The following is a 20,558-nucleotide window of genomic DNA, read 5'->3' as shown; positions in this document are numbered from 1 at the left end:
TCCCGGATTCATATCCAGGGACTTTTCAGGAATGTGGACGGATCACCGACCAATTCCGACCGTTATTGAGCCGTGACCTTGACCTTTGCCCGACCTCTCCCCCGCCCCGCTCCACCCCAGAAATTGGCAGGGACAGAGGGTTCCATAACCTTTGCCTGCCGATGTGATTTAGCACACCCTCAGGTTTTTATGCCTCTTCCCGCCCTGACATCCCCAGAAAACCACGGAACCCCGCCTCCCCCAGGTACCGGGGAGACGGGGTTCGCGCGTGAGCGCAGTGACTTCGGGAACGACCTAGTCCAGCAGGCCGGACTCGCGATCCTTGGCGCGGTTGACCTCCTGGAGGTTCTCCAGCATGGCCTTCTCCTCACGCTCGTTGGCGTGGGCGGTCTCGACGGCGGAGTCGGTGAAACGCTTGTCATCGGGCTTGATCATGGAGCCGCGGGCGACGCGGTCGGCGTAACCGAGCTGGTTCATGCGCTTCGGCACCGGGGCACCGGCGTAGGCCAGCGGGACCGGGTGACCGGCCTCGTCGACCGGGCCGAGCGGCTGGTGGATCTCCACGAAGGCACCGTTCGGCATCTGCTTGATGACACCGGTCTCGACGCCATGCTCCAGGACAGCACGGTCGCTGCGCTGCAGACCGACACAGATACGGTGGGTCATCCAGTAGACCAGCGGCGGCAGCAGGATGACGCCGATGCGGCCGAACCAGGTCATGGCGTTCAGCGAGATCTGGAAGAAGTGCGCGATGTGGTCGTTGCCACCGGAGATGGTCACCAGCAGGAAGAAGGCGATGGCCATGGCACCGATGCCCGTACGGACCGGAACATCGCGCGGACGCTGCAGCAGGTTGTGGTGGGCGTCGTCACCGGTGGCGCGCTTCTCGATCCACGGGTAGGCGAACAGCAGGATAACCATCAGACCACAGACCAGGGCGACCCAGAAGGCGGACGGGATGGTGTAGTTACCCAGGTAGAGCTCCCACGCCGGCATGACACGGGCGACGCCGTCAGTCCACAGCATGTAGACGTCGGGCTGGGAACCGGCGGAAACCTGCGAGGGGTTGTAGGGGCCGATGTTCCAGATGGCGTTGATGGTCAGCAGACCGGACATCAGGGACAGGACAGCGGCGGTCAGCAGACCGAAGCCGATGGCCTTGGTCGCGAAGACCGGCATGATCCGGATGCCCACGACGTTGTTCTCGGTGCGGCCGGCGCCCGGGAACTGGGTGTGCTTCTGGTACCAGACCAGCGCGAGGTGCGCCGCGATCAGGCCGAGGATGATGCCCGGCAGGATCAGCACGTGTGCGATGTAGAAACGGTCGAGCATCAGGTCGGACGGGAAGTCGCCGCCGAAGATCAGCCAGTGCAGCCAGGTGCCGATGATCGGCAGGGCGATGATGATGGCGGACATGATTCGCAGACCGACACCGGAGAGCAGGTCATCCGGGAGGGAGTAGCCCATGAAGCCTTCGGCCATGCCCAGGATGATGAGGGTGACGCCGATGATCCAGTTGGCCTCACGCGGGCGTCGGAACGCACCGGTGAAGAAGACACGCAGCATGTGCGCGATCATGGCCATCATGAACATCAGGGCGGCCCAGTGGTGCATCTGGCGGACGAAGAGTCCACCGCGGACCTCGAAGGAGATGTCCAGCGCCGTCGCGTAGGCACGCGACATCTCGACGCCGTTGAGCGGCAGGTAGGCGCCGTCGTAGATTACCTTGGTGATCGACGGGTCGAAGAAGAGCGCCAGGTAGACACCGGTCAGCAGCAGGATGATGAAGCTGTACAGGGCCAGTTCACCCAGCAGGAAGGACCAGTGGGTCGGGAAGACCTTGTTCAGCTGCGGACGGAGGAGACCCGCGACGGTGTAGCGGGAATCAATGTTGTTGCCCATTCGGGCCAGTTTGTTGCTCATTAGGACCTACGCTCCCAGAATGCAGCGCCGACGGACTCAACGAAGTTGCCCGCGGCGATGAGGTAACCCTCTTCGTCGACTTCGATCGGCAGCTGCGGCAGAGCACGGGCGGCCGGACCGAAGACCGGCTTGCCGTACTGGAGCGCGTCAAACTGCGACTGGTGGCACGGGCACAGGATTCGGTTGGTCTGGGCCTCGAAGAGCGAGGTCGGGCAGCCGATGTGCGTGCAGATCTTCGAGTACGCGTAGTAGTCGCCGTAGTGGAAATCCTCCTGGCCCTGACGCTCGATGGCCTTCTGGGCATCTTCGGTGCGCAGGCGGATCAACATGACGGGGTTACGCGGACCATGGATGGAGTGCATCTGCTCGGTGTAGACACTGGCCTGGGGATCGAAGAGATCACCGTCGTTGACCAGGGACTCGGGCAGCGGGTAGACGGTCTCCATGCCACCGGCATCCAGATCCTCCGGACGCACGCGCACCAGGCGGGAGACACCGACGGTGCTCCAGTGGCTGCCGGCCTCACCGGTGTGGTTCTCAGCGATAGCACCGGTGTCGCGGGCGAGGTAGAGCTTCACGCCCTGCTCCTGGAGCGTCCAGCCGGAGGTCCACAGGGTGCCGTCACCCATGATGTTCATCTCGCCGCGCTTCCACGGGTTCTTGATCATGCCACCCAGAGGGGCGACGATGACCAGGCCGGCGAGGATGCCGGCGCCACCGAGCAGACCCTGCAGAGCCTTGCGGCGGCCCAGGGTCGAGGTGGTCCAGGAGTCGTTGAGCAGCGCGGTCAGCGTACGTCGATCAACCTCGGAGGAGGGACCGTCGTGGCGGCGCTGGACGGAAATCTCCTCGGGGATGATGTTCTTCACGTAGAGGATGACCGCCATGCCCAGACCCAGGATGGAGATACCCGAGGTCAGACCCAGCATCGGGGTGTAGAAGGTGTGCCACATGTGGCCCTCTTCACCCAGGTTCCTGAACTCCCACGGCCAGAAGATGTAGACGCCGAGGAAGGCGATCGCAGCGATGATACCGACGACCAGCCAGATGCCGACGTTGCGGGCGGCACGCTTCTCAGCCGGATCGTTCGGGACCGGAAAGCGCTCCTTGCGGTACGCGACGGTGACATCGTCCAGCTCGGTACCCAGGCGCGCGAGCTCGTCATTGCTCATCGCGTTGAGTTCCTGGGCGGTGTAGTTCTTCTTCACTTCGTTGCTCATGAACGCGATCCAATCCACATAGCGGCGGCACCGAGAACGGTGATGCCGATGAACCACATGGCCATACCCTCAGAGACCGGGCCGAGGCCGCCGAGGCCCCAGCCACCCGGAGACGGGGTCTCCTTGGTCGCCTTGATGAAGGCGATGATGTCCTTCTTCTCGTCAGCGGAAAGCTGACGGTCAGAGAACTTCGGCATGTTCTGCGGGCCGGTGAGCATGGCCTGGTAGATCTCCTGCTCGTTGGCGGGATCCAGGGTCGGCGCGTACTTACCGGAGGACAGTGCGCCACCACGGCCGGTGAAGCTGTGGCAGGAGGCGCAGTTCAGGCGGAACAGCTCGCCACCGCGGGCGATGTCCTGGGCGTCGATCTGGCCGTTGTAGTTCTTGCCACGGAGTTCCTCCATGGCGAGGGTGCCGTCCTCGTTGTACACGAGCTCAGGTCCACCACCGTTGGCGGCCACGAAGGCGGCCATGGCCAGAGCCTGGGCCTCGGTGTAACGCGGGGCCTTACGCTCAGCCTGGGCGTCATTGGACATCATCGGCATACGACCGGAGTGAACCTGGAAGTACACGGCGCCCTCACCGATACCGATGAGGGACGGACCGCGGTCCGGCACACCCTGGAGGTTGGCACCGTGGCAGGTGATGCAGGCGACGTCGTAGAGGTCCTTGCCCTCCTGGATCAGTGCCTGGTCATCCCGCTGGGCGGTGGCGACCTGTGCGTCCGGGGTCAGCGCGGTGGCGAGAACGCCCGCGCCGGTGAGCCCGAGAGTCAGCGCGAAGGCGCCAGCTGCGGTACGACGCATCTTGCGGCGGCCGCGGGCCTTCTTGGCCGAGGCGGACGACTTCACGTCGCCGCCGGCGGCAATGTTCGGATTGGTATCCATCATTTTCCTTTGAAAATTCGGTTACGGAAAGTGAATGGCTGCAGGCCGATTGCTCGGCAGGCTACGGCCTACTGGACAAGGTAAAGCGTGATGAAGACGCCGACCCAGATGACATCGACGAAGTGCCAGTAGTAGGACACTGCCATTGCGGCGGTGGCCTGTGCCGGCGTGAACTTGGACACGGTCACACGACGGAGCACGACGAGGAAGGCGATGACACCTGCCGAGACGTGCAGGGCGTGGAAGCCCGTGATGATGTAGAAGACCGAGCCGAAGACACTCGACTGGATCGTCACTCCGTGCATGATCAGCTCGTACCACTCGAAGGCCAGGAAGCTGAGGAAAGCCAGCGCCAGACCGACGGTGATGAGGTACCAGCGACGGAGTCCGTAAACGTCACCCCTTTCTGCGGAGAAGACGCCGAACTGCGAGGTGACCGAGGAGGCGACCAGAATCGCGGTGATGATGAATCCATACAACACGTTGAGATTGGCGGTCTGCTCCGCCCAGTCACCTGCAAGGCCGTTCGCGCGCGATGTGAAGTACATCGCGAACAGTCCGGCGAAGAACATCAATTCCTGAGACAGGAACACAATCGTGCCGACACTGACCATGTTGGGTCGGTTCAGTGAGGGAACACGCTGTGGTGCTGCCATACCTGTGTTTGAAACTGCGCTCGTCACGCTGACCAGTATGGCTGTTCCAGGGTTGGAAGTCACTTCAACTCCCCCCGCCCCCAGGGGGAGAATAGGAATACCACCTGCGGTTTTAGGAAGGAAACCGCCCCCGTGAAAATTTTCCACTTTGCCGGGAACTTTCCTGACCCTGCATCCGACGCCACATTCCTGCAGGTCACCTCCCCCGGGCCCGCCCAATACCCCCGGGCGGCACTCGTCTGCACTTACTTTACCGGATTTACCCGATTGCAACCTGAGAACCACCGCAGAGGGGTGCGAGATGTAAATCACACGGAAAGGGCCCCCGAAAAGCAGATTACCAACTTTTGGATGACCCCTCCCACCTGCAGGTTCCCCCACTTCGGGAGGGTTCCCCTCCCCACACCGACGATCCCGGCCGTTTTCCCTGAAGCTGGGAAAATCCTGGGGAACAGACACGACGAGGCACCCGCCCCAGGGGGACGGGTGCCTCGTCGTGATTCGTGTGGCAGCTCAGGCCGCAGCGGAGATTAGTGCTTCTCCTTCGGCAGGCCGTACTGCAGGCTGAGGTTGTAGGAGGCCCAGATCAGCAGGACCAGGCCCATCGCGACCATCCACAGGTGCCAGAAGGCGAGGCCCAGGGCCAGGACGCCGACGGCGCCGGCCATCCAGGCCGGGTAGATGGAGCCCGGGGAGAAGAAGCCGAGAATACCGGCCTTGTCCTCAACCTCGGCCTCCTCCCAGTCCTCGGGGAGGATATCGGCGCGGGAGTCGGTGAAGTGGAGGTAGACACCGAGCATGACGGCCAGTGCGGTGGACAGCACCAGGGCGACGATGCCGACCCACTCCGCTCCACCGCCGGAACCGTCATCGTTGATGTAGGTGGTTCCGAGGGCGTAGACGACGGCGATCAGTGCGAGAAAGGCTGCGATGCCGTACAGCAGTTTAGAGCTGGACTTCATTATGAAACTCCTCGCTTAGATGTTGGCGTTGTTGTCGACGAAGTTCTCGCCGTCCCAGGTCTGGCGGGACGAGTTGAACGGGTGGGTGGTGGTCGCGTACGGAGCCTCACCGATGGACGCGAGAGCCTCAGAGTTCGGGGCGTCCGGGTTGTCGATACGGAACTGCAGGTAATCCTGGAATGCCTCCGGGGAGACGGCGCGCAGCTCGAAGTTCATCATGGCGTGGTAGGTACCGCACATCTCGGCACAGCGTCCGACGAAGGCACCCTCCTCCTCGATGGCCTCGATCTGGAATGCACGCTGCTGCTGGTTGGCCTCCGGGTGGGCGAAGGCGTCACGCTTGAACAGGAACTCCGGGATCCAGAAGGAGTGGGCCACATCGCCGGAGGCGAGCTGGAACTCAATCGGGGTGTTGGTCGGGAGGACCAGGACCGGGATCTCCTCGGTGGAACCGAGGGTCTCGATCTGGTTGAAGTTCAGGTAGGACTGGTCGCCCTCGGACATGCCGTGGATCGGGTTCGGGTTAGCGACCAGATCCGGGTCATCGTACCTGGTGGCCTCAGCCAGCTCCTGACGGTCCTCATCAAGGCCGACATACTCGGAGCCGGTCGGGCTCAGCTCGGCGGCAACGTTCTGGTAGCCGAACTTCCAGTTCCACTGGAACGCGGTGACGTCAACGGTGACCTGTGGATCCTTGTCCAGCGCGGTGACCTTCTGCTGGGTCTGGATGGTGAAGAAGAACAGGACCATGACGATGATGATCGGCATGATGGTCAGCACCAGCTCAAGCGGCACGTTGTACTGCAGCTGGCGCGGGAATTCACCCTTGCCCTGCTTTTCGGCCTTCTTCGCGCTCCAGCTGAAGATGGCGGTGAGCATGAGAGCCCACATGATGATGCCGATGATCCAGGCGGTGACCCAGACCCAGACCCAGAAGTTGTACATGGAGGTCGCTTCGGGGGTGATACCCGTCGGCCATCCCATCCCGAGAATCTTGCCGACGCTCTCCGGGGGAGCGACGTCGCAACCGGCGAGGGCGAGTCCGCCCAGCGCCATCACACCGCCGAGACCCGCCTTTCGAGCGAAGCCGCGCTTATTACGCTGTTCCACGTGTGTCTGCCTTCCTGTCCACACTAAATCCTTGAACACTGGTTTAAGCATTCCTAACAAAGCAGGATAGTTCATCGATGGAGGTCTTCCACACAGTTTCAGTCCTCCTCAGATTCGCCGGACGAGACCGGTATCCCTCGAAGTACCCCGGATGTTACAGCCCATGTGGGGTTACCGGCGAATGGGGTACACACCACCTCCGGACGCGTGTAACCCATTTCACAAGGGCCGACACGCTGCATCATCCGAAAGTTTCCACCCGTTGGGGCAGACTTTCTACCCCCTCCCCCACCGGGAGTGTTTTTCGTTTCCATTCGCACCCCACGCCCGTGCCGGTGTCGCCTGCCGACGCCCGCGGGCCGTATCGTAGGACCGACACCTCGACGACTCTAGCGCGTCCCTTCCCGTTATATAGAGGAGAAAATTTCCACATGTGCGGCTTTCTTGGCATGCTCACCGCCCGCGGAGACGCTGACGCCTTCGTCGACGCCGTCACCCGGGCGCTCCCGTGCATGCGCCACCGCGGTCCGGACGACGCCGACACCTGGCACGACGCCTCCGCGGTCTTCGGCTTCAACCGCCTGTCCATCGTCGACCTCGAGCACTCCCACCAGCCTCTGGTGTGGGGGCCGGCGGATGCCCCCGAGCGCTACACCCTGATCTTCAACGGTGAGATCTACAACTTCGTGGAACTGCGCGAGGAGCTCACCGCCGCAGGCCACACCTTCCACACCCAGGGCGACTCCGAGACCATCGTCGTCGGCTACCACCACTGGGGTGAGGAGGTCGTCGAGCATCTGCGCGGCATGTTCGCCTTCGCCATCTGGGACACGCAGGAGCAGGTTCTGTTCGTCGCCCGCGATCAGTTCGGCATCAAGCCGCTGTTCTACGCAACCACCCCCGCCGGCACCGTCTTCGCCTCCGAGAAGAAGTCCATCCTGGAGATGGCCCCCGAGCTGGGTCTAGGTCTTGAGCTTGACCAGCGGGCCATCGAGCACTACGTGGACCTCCAGTACGTCCCCGAGCCGGAGTCCCTGCACACCGGCATCCGCCGCCTCGAGTCCGGCTGCACCGCCACCCTGAAGGCCGGGGACGAGGTCGTCGCGAAGCGCTACTTCAAACCGAACTTCGAGGTCACCCCGGTTCCCAAGGGCACCGAACAGGACCTCTTCGACCGCATCGCGCGGGCGCTGGAGGACTCCGTGGAGAAGCACATGCGTGCCGACGTCACCGTCGGATCCTTCCTCTCCGGCGGCATCGACTCCACCGCCATCGCCACCCTGGCCAAGCGGCACAACCCGAACCTGCTGACCTTCACCACCGGTTTCGAGCGCGAGGGCTACTCGGAGATCGACGTCGCCGCGGAATCCGCCGAGGCGATCGGTGTCGAGCACATCGTCAAGGTCGTCTCCCCCGAGGAGTACGCCGCCGCCATCCCGAAGATCATGTGGTACCTCGACGACCCCGTCGCCGACCCCTCGCTGGTGCCGCTGTATTTCGTGGCCCAGGAAGCCCGCAAACACGTCAAGGTCGTGCTCTCCGGTGAGGGTGCCGACGAGCTCTTCGGCGGCTACACCATCTACAAGGAGCCCCTCTCACTCGCACCCTTCGAGAAGATGCCCTCCCCCCTGCGCCGCGGCCTCGGCCGCCTCTCCCGCGTCCTGCCGGACGGTATGAAGGGCAAGTCCCTGCTCGAGCGCGGCTCCATGACCATGGAGGACCGCTATTACGGCAACGCGCGTTCCTTCAACTTCCAGCAGCTGCAGCGGGTCCTGCCCTGGGCGAAGGAGGAGTGGGACCACAAGGAGGTCACCGCCCCCATCTACGCCCAGTCCACCCACATGGACCCCGTCGCACGGATGCAGCACCTGGACCTGTTCACCTGGATGCGCGGCGACATCCTGGTCAAGGCCGACAAGATCAACATGGCCAACTCCCTGGAGCTGCGTGTGCCCTTCCTGGACAAGGAGGTCTTCGAGGTCGCCCAGACCATCCCGCACAACCTGAAGATCGCCGAGGGCACCACCAAATACGCCCTGCGCAAGGCGATGGAGCAGATCGTGCCGCCGCATGTGCTGCACCGTAAGAAGCTCGGCTTCCCCGTGCCCATGCGCCACTGGCTCGCCGGCGATGAACTCTTCGGCTGGGCACAGGACACCATCACTGAGTCCCAGACCGATGACATCTTCGACCGGAAGGCCGTGCTCGAGATGCTCAAGGAGCACCGCGACGGCATCTCCGACCACTCCCGCCGCCTGTGGACCGTCCTGGCCTTCATGGTCTGGCACGGCATCTTCGTCGAGGAGCGCATCGACCCGCAGATCGAGGAGAAGGACTATCCGGTAGACATCTGACCGGCCGGGGTGCGGGGTGGTACCGGAAAGCCCGCGATGACAAACCCCGCGATGAGAAACCTGCGTTCACCCCTGAAATCCGACACACAACCCGCGATGAGCCCGAAAAGGAGACTCCTCGCGGGGTGCTGATCGCAGGGTTCGTCCATCCAGGGGCGCACCTGAAAATCTCACGTCAAGCCCGAGAACAAGAAAACGCCCGCACTCCCCTCAAGGGGAAAATGCGGGCGTTGTTTCGTCCGGTGACGAAACCCGGGGAACCCCGGCGAGGCCTAGTTGAAGGAGTCGCCGCAGGCGCAGGCACCGCCGGCGTTCGGGTTGTCGATGGTGAAGCCCTGGGACTCGATGGTGTCGGCGAAGTCGATCCGCGCGCCGCTGAGGTAGGGCACGCTCATCTTGTCCACCACGAGACGGACACCGCCGACCTCGTCGATCTGGTCGCCGTCGAGGGAACGGTCATCGAAGTAGAGCTGGTAACGCAGGCCGGCACAGCCACCCGGCTGGACAGCGATGCGCAGGGACAGGTCATCGCGGCCCTCCTGATCAAGCAGGGCCTTGGCCTTGGCGGCCGCGGAGTCGGTGAGTACGACGCCGGTGCTGGAGGTGGGAGCGGTCATGTTGGTGGTCTCCTTGCGTATCAAAACTTCATGTCGTGCGCCAGGGACTCCCTGTCTGCGGGATACCCGTATACGCGCCCACCATACTCCTCCCCGGAATCCCGGGACAGGTCCGTCAATGGTGGACCGGACGCTCACATACTATCAACGCCCACTCCCCGACCCGTATTCCCAAATTCATTCCGGGGCCTTGTAGCCTGGGATCCGTGAAACTCCCCTGGCAGAAATCTGACGACCCCTCCCCCACCGACCCTGCTGAGAAGCAGAGCCCGGTGCCGGAGGAAACCCCGGTTGACCTCCCGAGGGGCTATACCCCGCCGAAGGGTCGCCCCACCCCGAAGCGTCGGGAGGTGGAGATCGAGCGCGGCATCATCCGGGATCCGAAGGCTCCGGCCTCGGCGGCGCAGGCGCAGGCGCAGCGCCGGGACCTGAAGAAGTCCATGTCCAAGGAGGAGTGGAAGGCCTATAAGGCGAAGGAGCGGGATGCGAACCGCAGCCGCCAGCGCGAGGTGCAGAAGGCGATGGACGCCGGCGATGAGCGTTATCTGCTGGCCCGCGACCAGGGTCCGGAGCGCCGTTTCGTGCGTGACTGGATCGACTCCCGCCGGTTCATCAACAACGTGGTGCTGCCGGTGGCGCTGGCCCTGCTGGTGATCATGTTCATCGGTACGTGGGCGCCGACGTTGGCGAACATCATGTCGCTGTTCGCCATGGGTCTGATGGTCGTCTTCTTCATCGAGGGTGTGGTTACGGGTCGTCGGGTGAACCAGGCGGTGCGGGCAAAGTTCCCGGAGACCACGGCTGCGGGCATCGGGCTGGGTTTCTACGCCTATTCGCGGATGACGCAGCCGCGGAAGTGGCGTTCCCCGAAGCCGCGGGTGGATATCGGCGAGCAGGTCTAGAACATGCTCTTCGATTCCACTGCCCCGGTCACGCCCCCGGACGCTCAGGTCCGTGCTGAGGCTCTCGCGGCTGTCTCCGCCTCGGGGCTGGGCCGGCTGCGGGAGCTGGGTGCCTGGGTCGCCGCCTGCCAGGGGGTTTTCCCTCCGGCACCGCTGCAGCGCTGCCGGGTGGTGGTCTTCGCGGGGGACCATGGCGTCGTGAAGCGGGGGATGTCCACGCTGCCACCGGAGTACTCCGTCCGGCAGGCCGCGGTGATCGACAGTGGCGCCGGCGCGGTCAACGTGCTGGCGCGGGCTGCGGGGGCCTCGGTGCGGGTGGTGGATGTCTCGCTGGACCAGGAGGGCGGCCCGGAGCAGGTGCGCCGCGGTTCCGGTGCAGTTGACGTCGAGGACGCCATGAGCGCCGAGGAGTTCACGGCCGCCGTGGAACTGGGCCGCCGCATCGCGGATCAGGAGGTTGATTCGGGCGCTGACCTGCTCCTCCCCGGTGATCTCGGGGTGGGCAACACGACGGTGGCTGCCGCGGTACTCGGTGCGCTGACCCGGACGGAACCCGTCGCGGTGGTCGGCCCGGGGGCCGGCATGGACGATGAGCTGTGGAAGATCAAGGTCTCCGCGATCCGGGATGCGATGTTCCGCGTCCGCAACCTCGGGGCGGAGCCGGAGGAACTGCTGCGGAAGATCTCCTCGCCGGATCTGGTGGCGCTGGTGGCCTTCATCGCGCAGGCCGCGACGCGCCGCACCCCCGTGCTTCTCGACGGCGCGCCGGTCACCGTCGCGGCCTTCCTCGCCGAGCGCCTGGTACCCGGCACGAGGCAGTGGTGCCAGGCGGGTCAGCTCAGTCCGGAGCCCGCGCACCTGATCGCGCTGCAGGCCCTGGAGCTGACGCCGCTGATCGCCCTGGACATGAACGCCGGCCAGGGCGCCGGCGCGCTCGCGGCCCTGCCGCTGGTGACCGCGGCCGCGGAGCTGCTGGCCGATCAGGCCTGATCAGGCCTCGACGAGGGTGTACACCCAGCCGTGGGTGTCCTCGTACTCGCCGCGCTGGATGGCGGTGAGGCGCTCGCGCATGGCCATGGTGACCTCCCCCGGGGTGTTGTCGTTGACCACGAATTCGCCGTCATTGGACAGGACGCGGCCGACCGGGGTGATCACGGCCGCGGTACCGCAGGCCATGACCTCGGTCATGGCGCCGGACTCGACGTCATCGCGCCATTCGTGCTTGGAGATGCGCCGCTCCTCCGTCTCGTGGCCGAGGTCGCGGGCGACCTGCAGCAGCGAGTCGCGGGTGACGCCGGCGAGCAGGGAGCCGGACAGCGCCGGGGTGACCACCTTGGCGTCGGCACCCGAGCCGTAGACGAAGAAGAGGTTCATGCCGCCCATCTCCTCGATGTAGGTGTGCTCGATGGCGTCGAGCCAGACCACCTGGTCGCAGCCCTTCTCCTCGGCCTGGGCCTGGGCGAGGAGGGAGGCGGCGTAGTTGCCGGCGAATTTCGCGGCGCCGGTGCCACCCGGGGCGGCGCGGACATAGTCCTCGCTCAGCCACACGGAGACGGGCTTGATGCCGCCGGTGAAGTAGGCGCCGACGGGTGAGGCGATGACGAAGAAGGTGTACCTGTTCGCCGGGCTCACCCCGAGGGAAACCTCGGTGGAGATCATGAAGGGGCGCAGGTAGAGGCTGGCCTCCCCGCCGGCGGCGGGGACCCAGTCGCGGTCGACGTCGACAAGCAGACGGATGGCCTCCAGGAAGTCCTCCGTGGGCAGCGGCGGCATGGCCAGCCGTTCGGCGGAGCGCTGCATGCGCTCAGCGTTGCGCCCGGGACGGAAGGTGGCGACGGACCCGTCGGGCTGACGGTACGCCTTGATGCCCTCGAAAATCGCCTGACCGTAGTGGAACACCGTGGTGGCCGGGTCCATGGGGATGGACTCGTAGGGGCGCACCTGTGCGTCGTGCCAGCCCTGGTCCTCGGTCCACTCGATGGTGACCATGTGGTCGGTGAAGTTCTTGCCGAACCGCGGATTCCGCAGAATCTCCTCGCGCGCCTCATCGGACGTCGGAGTGCTCGTACGGTTCACGGAGAAATTGAGAGACGTCATGGCGCTAACGGTACACCCGCACGGTTTTGGTGGTCTCTATAAGCTGGGGGCATCACAAGCCAACCTCAGGAGGTATTTTTCATGGCGAACCCCACGTTCACCCTTCCCGCACGCGGTGCCACCCCGGAGCTGAAACTGTCGAAGAAGGCCCCGAAGTCCCCCGACGCGTTCGTGGTTCCGGTGCTCAAGGGTGAGGAGGGGCCGGAGCTGCCCGCCTCCGCACTGCTTGACGACACCGCCCTGCGCAACGTCCTCAACTCCCTCACCGCCGTCGGTGCCACCGGCAAGGTCTGCGAGGTCACCCGCATCCCCGCCCCGGAGGGCGTGGCCGCCGATTCCGTCATCGCCGTCGGCCTGGGTGATCCGGAGGAGCTGACCGACGAGACCGTCCGCCGCGCCGCCGGCACCGTCGCCCGTGCCCTGTCCGGGATGAAGGCCGTGGCCACCACCCTCGGCGTCTTCGGTCTGGCCGCGGCCGTCGAGGGCATTGCCCTGGGCGCCTACAACTACCGCGGCATCCGCAGCGAGTCGAAGGACAACGGCAACGGCAACGGCACGGTGGGCAAGGTCATCTTCGTGTCCGACGAGAAGTCCGCCACCGCTGAGTTCGAGACCGCCCGCATCACCGCCGAAGCTGTGCTGCTGGCCCGCGACCTGGTGAACACCCCCTCCTCCCATCTCTACCCCGAGTCCTATGCCGCGATCCTCGCGGAGCAGGCCGAGGAGGCCGGCCTCGTGGTCGAGGTGCTCGAGGAGAAGTCCCTGAAGAAGGGCGGTTTCGGCGGCATCCTCGCCGTCGGCCAGGGGTCCGAGCGTGGCCCGCGTCTGGTGCGCCTGAGCTGGACCCCGAAGAAGAAGGCGAAGAAGTCCGTGGCTCTGGTGGGCAAGGGCATCACCTTCGACACCGGCGGCATCTCCATCAAGCCGGCCGCCTCCATGGAGAACATGGTCTCCGACATGGGTGGTTCCGCGGCCGTCGCCGCCACGGTCATCGCCGCTGCCCGCCTCAACCTGCCGGTGAAGATCACCGCCACCATGCCGCTGGCGGAGAACATGCCCGACGGCAGGGCGCTGCGCCCGGGTGATGTGATCACCCACTACGGCGGCACCACCTCCGAGATCATCAACACCGATGCTGAAGGCCGCCTCGTGCTGGCCGATGCCCTGGCCTACGCCTCCGAGGACAAGCCGGACTACCTGATCGAGACGGCCACGCTCACCGGCGCCCAGATGGTCGCCCTCGGTGTGCGCACCTCCGGTGTCATGGGTTCCGAGGAGCTGCGTGACCGACTCGCCGCCACCGGCCGCAGCGTCGGTGAGCCCGCCTGGGCGATGCCGCTGCTGGAGGAGCAGGAGGAGGAGCTGAAATCCCCTGTCGCTGACATCCGCAACGCCCATCCCAACCGCTGGGGTGGGATGGAGTTCGCCGGGCTGTACCTCTCCCGTTTCATCGGTGAGGGCATCGAGTGGGCGCATGTGGACATCGCCGGCCCCTCCTACAACACCGGTGGCGTGCACGGCTACACCCCGAAGCGTGCGAGCGGCGTGCCGGTGCGTACCTTCCTGGCGCTGCTGACGGAGATCGCCGAGGAGGGCTAGCACCTCCCGGCACGTGGAAAACCGGTCCGGGGGGACGGTTTTCCGCGCTTAACGACGCCCCGCCTCAGTCCGGCAGTTCACCCCTGTCGAAGGCGGCACGCCGGCGGCGCTGCTCCTCCCGCTTGCGCAGGATGCGGTCGCGTTCGATGCGTTCGCGCATGCGCTGGGGGTAACCGGTCTCCTCTACGTCATAGACGGATACGCCGAGGAGTTTCACGATGGCGTCGATGCCCTTCGGACCGCCGATGCGGCGGCGGGTGAACTCACCCTGCTCGTCGACGAGCACGACGGACATCTCGTTGACCACGGTCTCCGGCTCCACGAAGGCCTCGACGAAGGCCCTGCCGGCCGCCCACTGTCGGAGGTGGTCGGCGTCCTCCGGGCGGATGGTGCCTCCTGGGGCTCTGGGGGGTCGGAGACCCGACCGTGATTTGTTACGACCGAATAGATTGAACACGCTTTACAATTGTAGGAGCAATGAAACTCCGTACGGGAACCTCGGTGACACCCACCTGAGTAAACCCGGTACGCTTAGTGCCATTAGCTATCGACATACTTACGACTTTCGAGGAGTCAGAACAACATGGCGTTCTCCGTAGAGATGCCCGAACTGGGCGAATCCGTCACCGAAGGCACCATCACCCAGTGGCTGAAGCAGGTGGGTGACCGAGTCGAGGTTGACGAGCCGCTGCTCGAGGTCTCCACCGACAAGGTCGACACCGAGATCCCCTCCCCGGTCGCTGGCGTGCTGCTGGAGATCAAGGCTGACGAGGACGACACCGTCGACGTCGGTGGCGTGATCGCCGTGATCGGTGAGGAGGGTGACGCTCCGGCTGCTGAGGAGACCCCCGCTGCTGAGGAGGCACCTGCCGAGGAGGTTAAGGAGGAGCCGAAGGCCGCCCCGAAGGCGGCTTCCGGTGCCGCCACCGATGTCGAGATGCCGGAGCTGGGCGAGTCCGTCACCGAGGGCACCATCACCCAGTGGCTGAAGTCCGTCGGCGACACCGTCGAGGTCGACGAGCCGCTGCTCGAGGTCTCCACCGACAAGGTCGACACCGAGATCCCCTCCCCCGTCGCCGGCACCCTGGTCGAGATCCTCGCCGATGAAGACGACACCATCGACGTCGGCGCCGTCATCGCCCGTATCGGTGACGCGGACGCCGCCGGTTCCCAGGAGGTCCCCTCGGAGGCCGCCATCGAGGAGGCCGAGTCCAAGGATGAGAACGAGACCGTCGAGGAGGCCGCACCGGCTTCCGAGCCGGCCGCCGAGTCCGATGAGTCCGCCGGTTCCGGTGACGCCACCGATGTCGAGATGCCGGAGCTGGGCGAGTCCGTCACCGAGGGCACCATCACCCAGTGGCTGAAGTCCGTCGGCGACACCGTCGAGGTCGACGAGCCGCTGCTCGAGGTCTCCACCGACAAGGTCGACACCGAGATCCCCTCCCCCGTCGCCGGCACCCTGGTCGAGATCCTCGCCGATGAGGACGACACCGTCGACGTCGGCGCCGTGATCGCCCGCGTCGGTTCCGCCGCCGCGAAGAAGGCTGCCCCGGCCGCTGAGAAGCCGGCGCCGAAGGCGGAACCGAAGCAGGAGGCCCCCAAGGCTGAGGCTCCCAAGGCTGAGCCGAAGGCCGCCCCGGCCCCGGCCGCCGAGAAGCCGGCCGCGAAGGTCAACAACGAGAACGTCCCGTACGTCACCCCGCTGGTGCGCAAGCTCGCTGACAAGCACGGCGTTGATCTGAACACCGTCCAGGGCACCGGCGTCGGTGGCCGCATCCGCAAGCAGGATGTCCTGGCTGCCGCCGAGGGTGGCGCACAGGCCGCTCCGGCTGCTGCCGCCCCGAAGGGTGAGCGCGCGAACTGGTCCACCAGGTCCGTGGACCCGGCTAAGGCCGAGCTGATCGGCACGACCGAGAAGGTCAACCGCATCCGCGAGATCACCGCCGCCACCATGCTGCGTTCGCTGCAGACCTCCGCCCAGCTGACCCATGTCCAGGAAGTGGACATGACCCGCATCGCGGAGCTGCGCAAGAAGGTCAAGGACGATTTCATCGCCAAGCACGGTGCGAACCCGACCTACCTGGCGTTCATCGTCAAGGCTGCCGCCGAGGCCCTGGTCTCCCACCCGAACGTCAACGCGTCCTACAACGCGGAGACCAAGGAGATGACCTACCACGCGGACGTCAACATCGGCATCGCCGTGGACACCCCGCAGGGTCTGCTGGTGCCGGTGATCAAGAAGGCACAGGAGAAGACCCTGCCGGAGATCGCCGCCGCCATCGTCGACCTGGCCGACCGTGCCCGCAACCGCAAGCTGCGTCCGGACGATCTGTCCGGTGGCACCTTCACGGTGACCAACATCGGTTCCGAGGGTGCGCTGCTGGATACCCCGGTGCTCTCCCCGCCGCAGGCCGGCATCCTGGGCACCGCGGCCATCGAGAAGCGCCCGGTCGTGGTGACCGATGACGGTGTCGACTCGATCGCCATCCGTCAGATGTGCTACCTGCCGTTCACCTACGACCACCAGGTGGTCGACGGTGCCGACGCGGGCCGCTTCATCACCACCATCAAGGATCGCCTGGAGACCGCGGACTTCGACTCCGACCTGGCGCTCTAGCCCTCCCCCGGTGCACTGACACCGCCGTCCGACCTCCTCTGGTCGGGCGGCGGTTTCGTTTTCCCACCCCAGGTGTGTCGGGGGTCATACAATGGGGGCCACAGTCCCCGCACCGAGGAGTCGACCCGCCATGGACCTGCCCCTGATCACCGATCCTGCCTCCTACCTGGCCCGGCACACCGGTCCGGACGCCGCCGAGGAGCAGACCATGCTGGCCCGGGTGGGTTTTTCCTCGCTCGACGCGCTTATCGACGCCGCCCTCCCCACCGACATCCGTGTCACCACCCGGCCGCAGACCGGCCCGCCGTTGTCGGAGACGCAGGCCCAGGCGCGCCTGCGGGCTTATGCCGCCCAGAACACGGTGCTGCGAGCCTTCTACGGTCAGGGTTTCTCCGACACGATCACCCCGCCGGTGATCCGCCGTGGGGTGGTGGAGAATCCGGGCTGGTACACCGCCTACACGCCGTACCAGCCGGAGATCTCCCAGGGGCGGCTGGAGGCGCTGCTGGCCTTCCAGACGATGGTCTCGGAGCTGACGGGCCTGCCGGTGGCGAATGCCTCCCTGCTGGACGAGGCCTCAGCCGTCGCGGAGGCGGTGGGGCTGATGTCGCGGGCCCGGAAGAAGGGCCGGAAGGTGGTGCTGGATGCCCGCCTGCATCCGCAGGTCCTCGGGGTGGCTGCGGAGCGGGCCCGTGCCATTGATCTGGAGGTGGAGATCACCTCCCTGGCTTCCGAGCTGGTGGGTGAGGACCTGTGCGGGGTGGTCATCGCCTATCCCGCGACCGATGGCGAGGTCAGCGATCCTTCGGCGGTCATCCGCGCTATCCATGACCGCGGTGGGCTGGCCACGGTGGTCACCGACCCGCTCTCCCTGCTGCTGCTGGAGTCCCCCGGTGAGCTGGGGGCGGATATCGCGGTGGGTAATTCCCAGCGTTTCGGGGTGCCCCTGTTCTACGGTGGTCCGCACGCGGCGTACATGGCCGTCACCGAGGAGCTCAAGCGGCAGCTGCCGGGCCGGCTGGTGGGGGTCTCCGTCGACGCGGAGGGCGCGCCGGCCTACCGCCTGGCGCTGCAGACCCGGGAGCAGCACATCCGCCGGGAGCGGGCTACCTCCAACATCTGCACCGCGCAGGCGTTGCTGGCGGTCACAGCGGCGATGTACGCCGTTCACCATGGCCCGGAGGGGCTGCGGGCGATCGCGGAGCGGGTCCATGACCGGGCGGTGTCCTTCGCCGCCACTGTGCGGGAGACCGGCCTCGAGCTGCTTCACGACGCCTTCTTCGACACCGTCGCCGTCCGCGTGCCGGGCCGGGCGCACGCGGTGGTGGACCGGCTCGCGGAGGAGGGCTACCTGGTGCGCCCCATCAACATGGACACCGTGGGGGTCTCCTTCGGCGAATCCGCCACGGAGGAGGATGTGACCCGGCTGGCGGCCGCCTTCGGCGCCGGAGAGGCGCGGGTGGGTGAGCCGTGCATCCCGGCGGCGGTGGAACGCCGCACGCCGACGCTGACGCACCCGATCTTCCGGACCATGCACTCCGAGACCCAGATGATGCGCTACCTGCGCACCCTGGCGGACAGGGACCTCGCGCTGGACCGCACGATGATCCCGCTGGGTTCGTGCACGATGAAGCTCAACCCCACCGCCGGGATGGAGGCGATCACCTGGCCGGAGTTCGCCGACATCCACCCCTACGCCCCCGACCGGCAGGCCCGCGGCTGGCTCGCGCTCATCGGGGAACTGGAGGGCTGGCTCGCCGAACTCACCGGTTATGCGGCGGTCTCCGTACAGCCCAACGCCGGCTCCCAGGGTGAGCTCGCCGGCCTGCTGGCCATCCGGCGCTACCACCTGGCCAACGGGGACGCCGACCGGGACATCTGCCTCGTACCGGCCTCGGCCCACGGCACCAACGCGGCCTCCGCGACGCTGGCGAACCTGCGGGTGGTGGTCATCGCCACCGCCGATGACGGCTCCATCGACCTGGCCGACCTGGATGCCAGACTCGCCGAGCACGGCCCGGCCGTCGCCGCGATCATGATCACCTACCCCTCCACCCACGGTGTCTTCGAGGAGACCGTCCGGGAGGTCTGCGATAAGGTCCACGCCGTCGGCGGGCAGGTCTACATCGACGGCGCGAACATGAACGCCATGACCGGCCTGGCCCAGCCCGGCGGGTTCGGCGGGGACGTCTCGCATCTCAATCTGCACAAGACCTTCACCATCCCCCACGGCGGTGGCGGGCCCGGTGTGGGGCCGGTGGCGGTCGCAGAGCACCTCGTGCCCTTCCTGCCGGCCGACCCGGCGCGGGCGGACGCCACCCGTCCTGTGGCGGGGCAGGCGGGTGTGCCGATCTCCTCGACGAAGTACGGCTCGGCCGGGGTGCTGCCCATCTCGTGGGCCTACATCGCGATGATGGGCTCGGAGGGGCTGGCGCGGGCGTCGGCAAGCGCGATCCTGTCGGCCAACTACATCGCACGTGAGCTGCAGGACTCCTTCCCCGTGCTCTACACCGGGCGCAATGGCCTGGTCGCGCACGAATGCATCCTCGACTTGCGCGGGCTGACGAAGGAATCCGGGGTGACGGCCGCGGATGTGGCCAAACGTCTCATCGACTTCGGCTTCCACGCCCCCACCCTGTCCTTCCCCGTCGCTGGAACTCTCATGGTCGAACCGACCGAATCGGAGGACCTGGCCGAGCTCGACCGTTTCATCGAGGCGATGCGCACCATCCGGGCGGAGATCCAGGAGATCATCGACGGGAAGGTCCCCTACGAGGACTCCGTCCTGCGCCACGCCCCCTACACCGCCTGGAGTGTCTCCCGGGACGACTGGGACCACTCCTTCACCCGCCAACAGGCCGCCTGGCCTGTGCCGGGGCTACGTCGGACGAAGTACTTCCCGCCGGTGCGCCGCCTCGACGAGGCCTACGGCGACCGCAACCTCGTCTGCTCCTGCCCACCCCCCGAGGCCTTCGACTTCACCCGCACCCCCGAGGAGAGCTGAGCCATGTCCGAGCTGCACAACAGCCCCCTGCACGACCGCCACGAGAAACTGGGCGCCACCTTCACCCCCTTCGGCCCGTGGAACATGCCCCTGAAATACGGCAACGAACTCGACGAACACCGCGCCGTGCGCACCGCCGCGGGGCTTTTCGACCTCTCCCACATGGGCGAGATCCGCATCACCGGCGAGCAGGCCGCAGAATATCTGGACCACGCGTTCATCTCCACGCTGTCGACCATGCCGGTGCACAAGGCGAAATACACGATGCTCGTCGACGACGAGGGCGGCATCCTCGACGACCTGCTCATCTACCGCCTCGGCGAGACCGAGTTCCTCGCCGTGCCCAACGCCGGCAACACCGATGTGGTGTGGGCCGCGATGCGGGCGCGTTCCAAGGGCTGGTCGGTGGAACTGAAGAACGAATCCGCACACACCGTGCTGCTGGCACTGCAGGGGCCGCGGGCGCAGGAGATCCTGTTGACGCTCGTCTCCGAACAACACAAACACCTCATCGAGGGGCTGAAGTACTACACCTGCGCCGTCGTGGAGGTCTACGGCAGGAAGATGCTGTGCGCGCGGACCGGATACACCGGGGAGGACGGCTTCGAGC

At 66.0% G+C, this 20,558-nt stretch carries 16 protein-coding genes; 7 read left to right on the top strand and 9 right to left on the bottom strand.

Features of this window, described 5'->3' with window-relative positions:
* Positions 1–294: 294 nt before the first annotated feature.
* The 6 genes from qcrB to ctaC all read right to left on the bottom strand — a co-directional run bounded on the left by qcrB (position 295) and on the right by ctaC (position 6,758).
* Complete coding sequence (qcrB, locus tag EAH68_RS09010; RefSeq protein ID WP_126121003.1) at positions 295–1,923, bottom strand: cytochrome bc1 complex cytochrome b subunit; 1,629 nt, start codon at positions 1,921–1,923, stop codon at positions 295–297.
* Positions 1,923–3,143 (bottom strand): cytochrome bc1 complex Rieske iron-sulfur subunit, encoded by a 1,221-nt coding sequence (gene qcrA, locus EAH68_RS09005; RefSeq protein WP_126121002.1) that lies wholly within the window; start codon positions 3,141–3,143, stop codon positions 1,923–1,925. The genes qcrB and qcrA overlap by 1 nt, the downstream gene beginning before the upstream one ends.
* Entirely contained in the window at positions 3,140–4,033 is an 894-nt protein-coding gene (gene qcrC, locus EAH68_RS09000; RefSeq protein WP_126121001.1) for a cytochrome bc1 complex diheme cytochrome c subunit, read from the bottom strand. The genes qcrA and qcrC overlap by 4 nt, the downstream gene beginning before the upstream one ends.
* Positions 4,034–4,098: 65 nt before the next feature.
* On the bottom strand, positions 4,099–4,713 hold the full coding sequence (gene ctaE / locus EAH68_RS08995) for an aa3-type cytochrome oxidase subunit III (RefSeq protein WP_206436391.1): 615 nt from the start codon (positions 4,711–4,713) through the stop codon (positions 4,099–4,101).
* 503 nt (positions 4,714–5,216) lie between these two features.
* Positions 5,217–5,648: an aa3-type cytochrome oxidase subunit IV gene (gene ctaF, locus EAH68_RS08990; protein WP_126120999.1), complete on the bottom strand. Its 432-nt coding sequence runs from the start codon at positions 5,646–5,648 to the stop codon at positions 5,217–5,219.
* Between the two features lie 15 nt (positions 5,649–5,663).
* A complete protein-coding gene (gene ctaC / locus EAH68_RS08985; protein WP_126120998.1) occupies positions 5,664–6,758 on the bottom strand; it encodes an aa3-type cytochrome oxidase subunit II in 1,095 nt (364 codons plus the stop codon).
* A gap of 431 nt (positions 6,759–7,189) precedes the next feature.
* On the opposite strand from ctaC, the gene asnB reads away from it, so the two are divergent.
* Positions 7,190–9,112, top strand: a complete 1,923-nt coding sequence (asnB, locus tag EAH68_RS08980) for an asparagine synthase (glutamine-hydrolyzing) (RefSeq protein ID WP_126120997.1) — start codon at positions 7,190–7,192, stop codon at positions 9,110–9,112.
* Between the two features lie 272 nt (positions 9,113–9,384).
* Here asnB and EAH68_RS08975 read toward each other — a convergent pair whose 3' ends face one another.
* Positions 9,385–9,729, bottom strand: coding sequence for a HesB/IscA family protein (locus EAH68_RS08975; RefSeq protein ID WP_126120996.1), 345 nt, complete (start codon positions 9,727–9,729; stop codon positions 9,385–9,387).
* 206 nt (positions 9,730–9,935) lie between these two features.
* On the opposite strand from EAH68_RS08975, the gene EAH68_RS08970 reads away from it, so the two are divergent.
* Together EAH68_RS08970 and EAH68_RS08965 are read left to right on the top strand one after the other, a co-directional pair.
* Positions 9,936–10,631, top strand: a complete 696-nt coding sequence (locus tag EAH68_RS08970; protein WP_164546451.1) for a DUF3043 domain-containing protein — start codon at positions 9,936–9,938, stop codon at positions 10,629–10,631.
* Between the two features lie 3 nt (positions 10,632–10,634).
* A complete protein-coding gene (locus EAH68_RS08965; protein ID WP_126120995.1) occupies positions 10,635–11,621 on the top strand; it encodes a nicotinate-nucleotide--dimethylbenzimidazole phosphoribosyltransferase in 987 nt (328 codons plus the stop codon).
* On the opposite strand, the gene EAH68_RS08960 is transcribed toward EAH68_RS08965, so the two are convergent.
* Positions 11,622–12,728, bottom strand: coding sequence for a branched-chain amino acid aminotransferase (locus EAH68_RS08960; protein ID WP_126120994.1), 1,107 nt, complete (start codon positions 12,726–12,728; stop codon positions 11,622–11,624).
* Positions 12,729–12,809: 81 nt separating this feature from the next.
* Here EAH68_RS08960 and EAH68_RS08955 point away from each other — a divergent pair, with 81 nt between their 5' ends.
* On the top strand, positions 12,810–14,327 hold the full coding sequence (locus EAH68_RS08955; RefSeq protein ID WP_126120993.1) for a leucyl aminopeptidase: 1,518 nt from the start codon (positions 12,810–12,812) through the stop codon (positions 14,325–14,327).
* A gap of 64 nt (positions 14,328–14,391) precedes the next feature.
* Here EAH68_RS08955 and EAH68_RS08950 read toward each other — a convergent pair whose 3' ends face one another.
* On the bottom strand, positions 14,392–14,784 hold the full coding sequence (locus tag EAH68_RS08950; RefSeq protein ID WP_126120992.1) for an oxidoreductase: 393 nt from the start codon (positions 14,782–14,784) through the stop codon (positions 14,392–14,394).
* Between the two features lie 126 nt (positions 14,785–14,910).
* On the opposite strand from EAH68_RS08950, the gene sucB reads away from it, so the two are divergent.
* From sucB to EAH68_RS08935, 3 genes are all read left to right on the top strand, one after another.
* Positions 14,911–16,944 (top strand): 2-oxoglutarate dehydrogenase, E2 component, dihydrolipoamide succinyltransferase, encoded by a 2,034-nt coding sequence (sucB, locus tag EAH68_RS08945; RefSeq protein WP_126120991.1) that lies wholly within the window; start codon positions 14,911–14,913, stop codon positions 16,942–16,944.
* A gap of 130 nt (positions 16,945–17,074) precedes the next feature.
* On the top strand, positions 17,075–19,948 hold the full coding sequence (gene gcvP / locus EAH68_RS08940; RefSeq protein WP_126120990.1) for an aminomethyl-transferring glycine dehydrogenase: 2,874 nt from the start codon (positions 17,075–17,077) through the stop codon (positions 19,946–19,948).
* A 3-nt stretch (positions 19,949–19,951) separates the two neighbouring features.
* The coding region (locus EAH68_RS08935) for an aminomethyltransferase family protein (RefSeq protein ID WP_500778827.1) at positions 19,952–20,558 on the top strand (607 nt) is incomplete at its 3' end.

Source organism: Corynebacterium hylobatis (genome assembly GCF_003955685.1).
Classification (GTDB): Bacteria; Actinomycetota; Actinomycetes; order Mycobacteriales; family Mycobacteriaceae; genus Corynebacterium; species Corynebacterium hylobatis.
The sequence above is the reverse complement of the archived record's forward strand: the minus strand, read 5'-3'. Positions and strand labels throughout refer to the sequence as shown.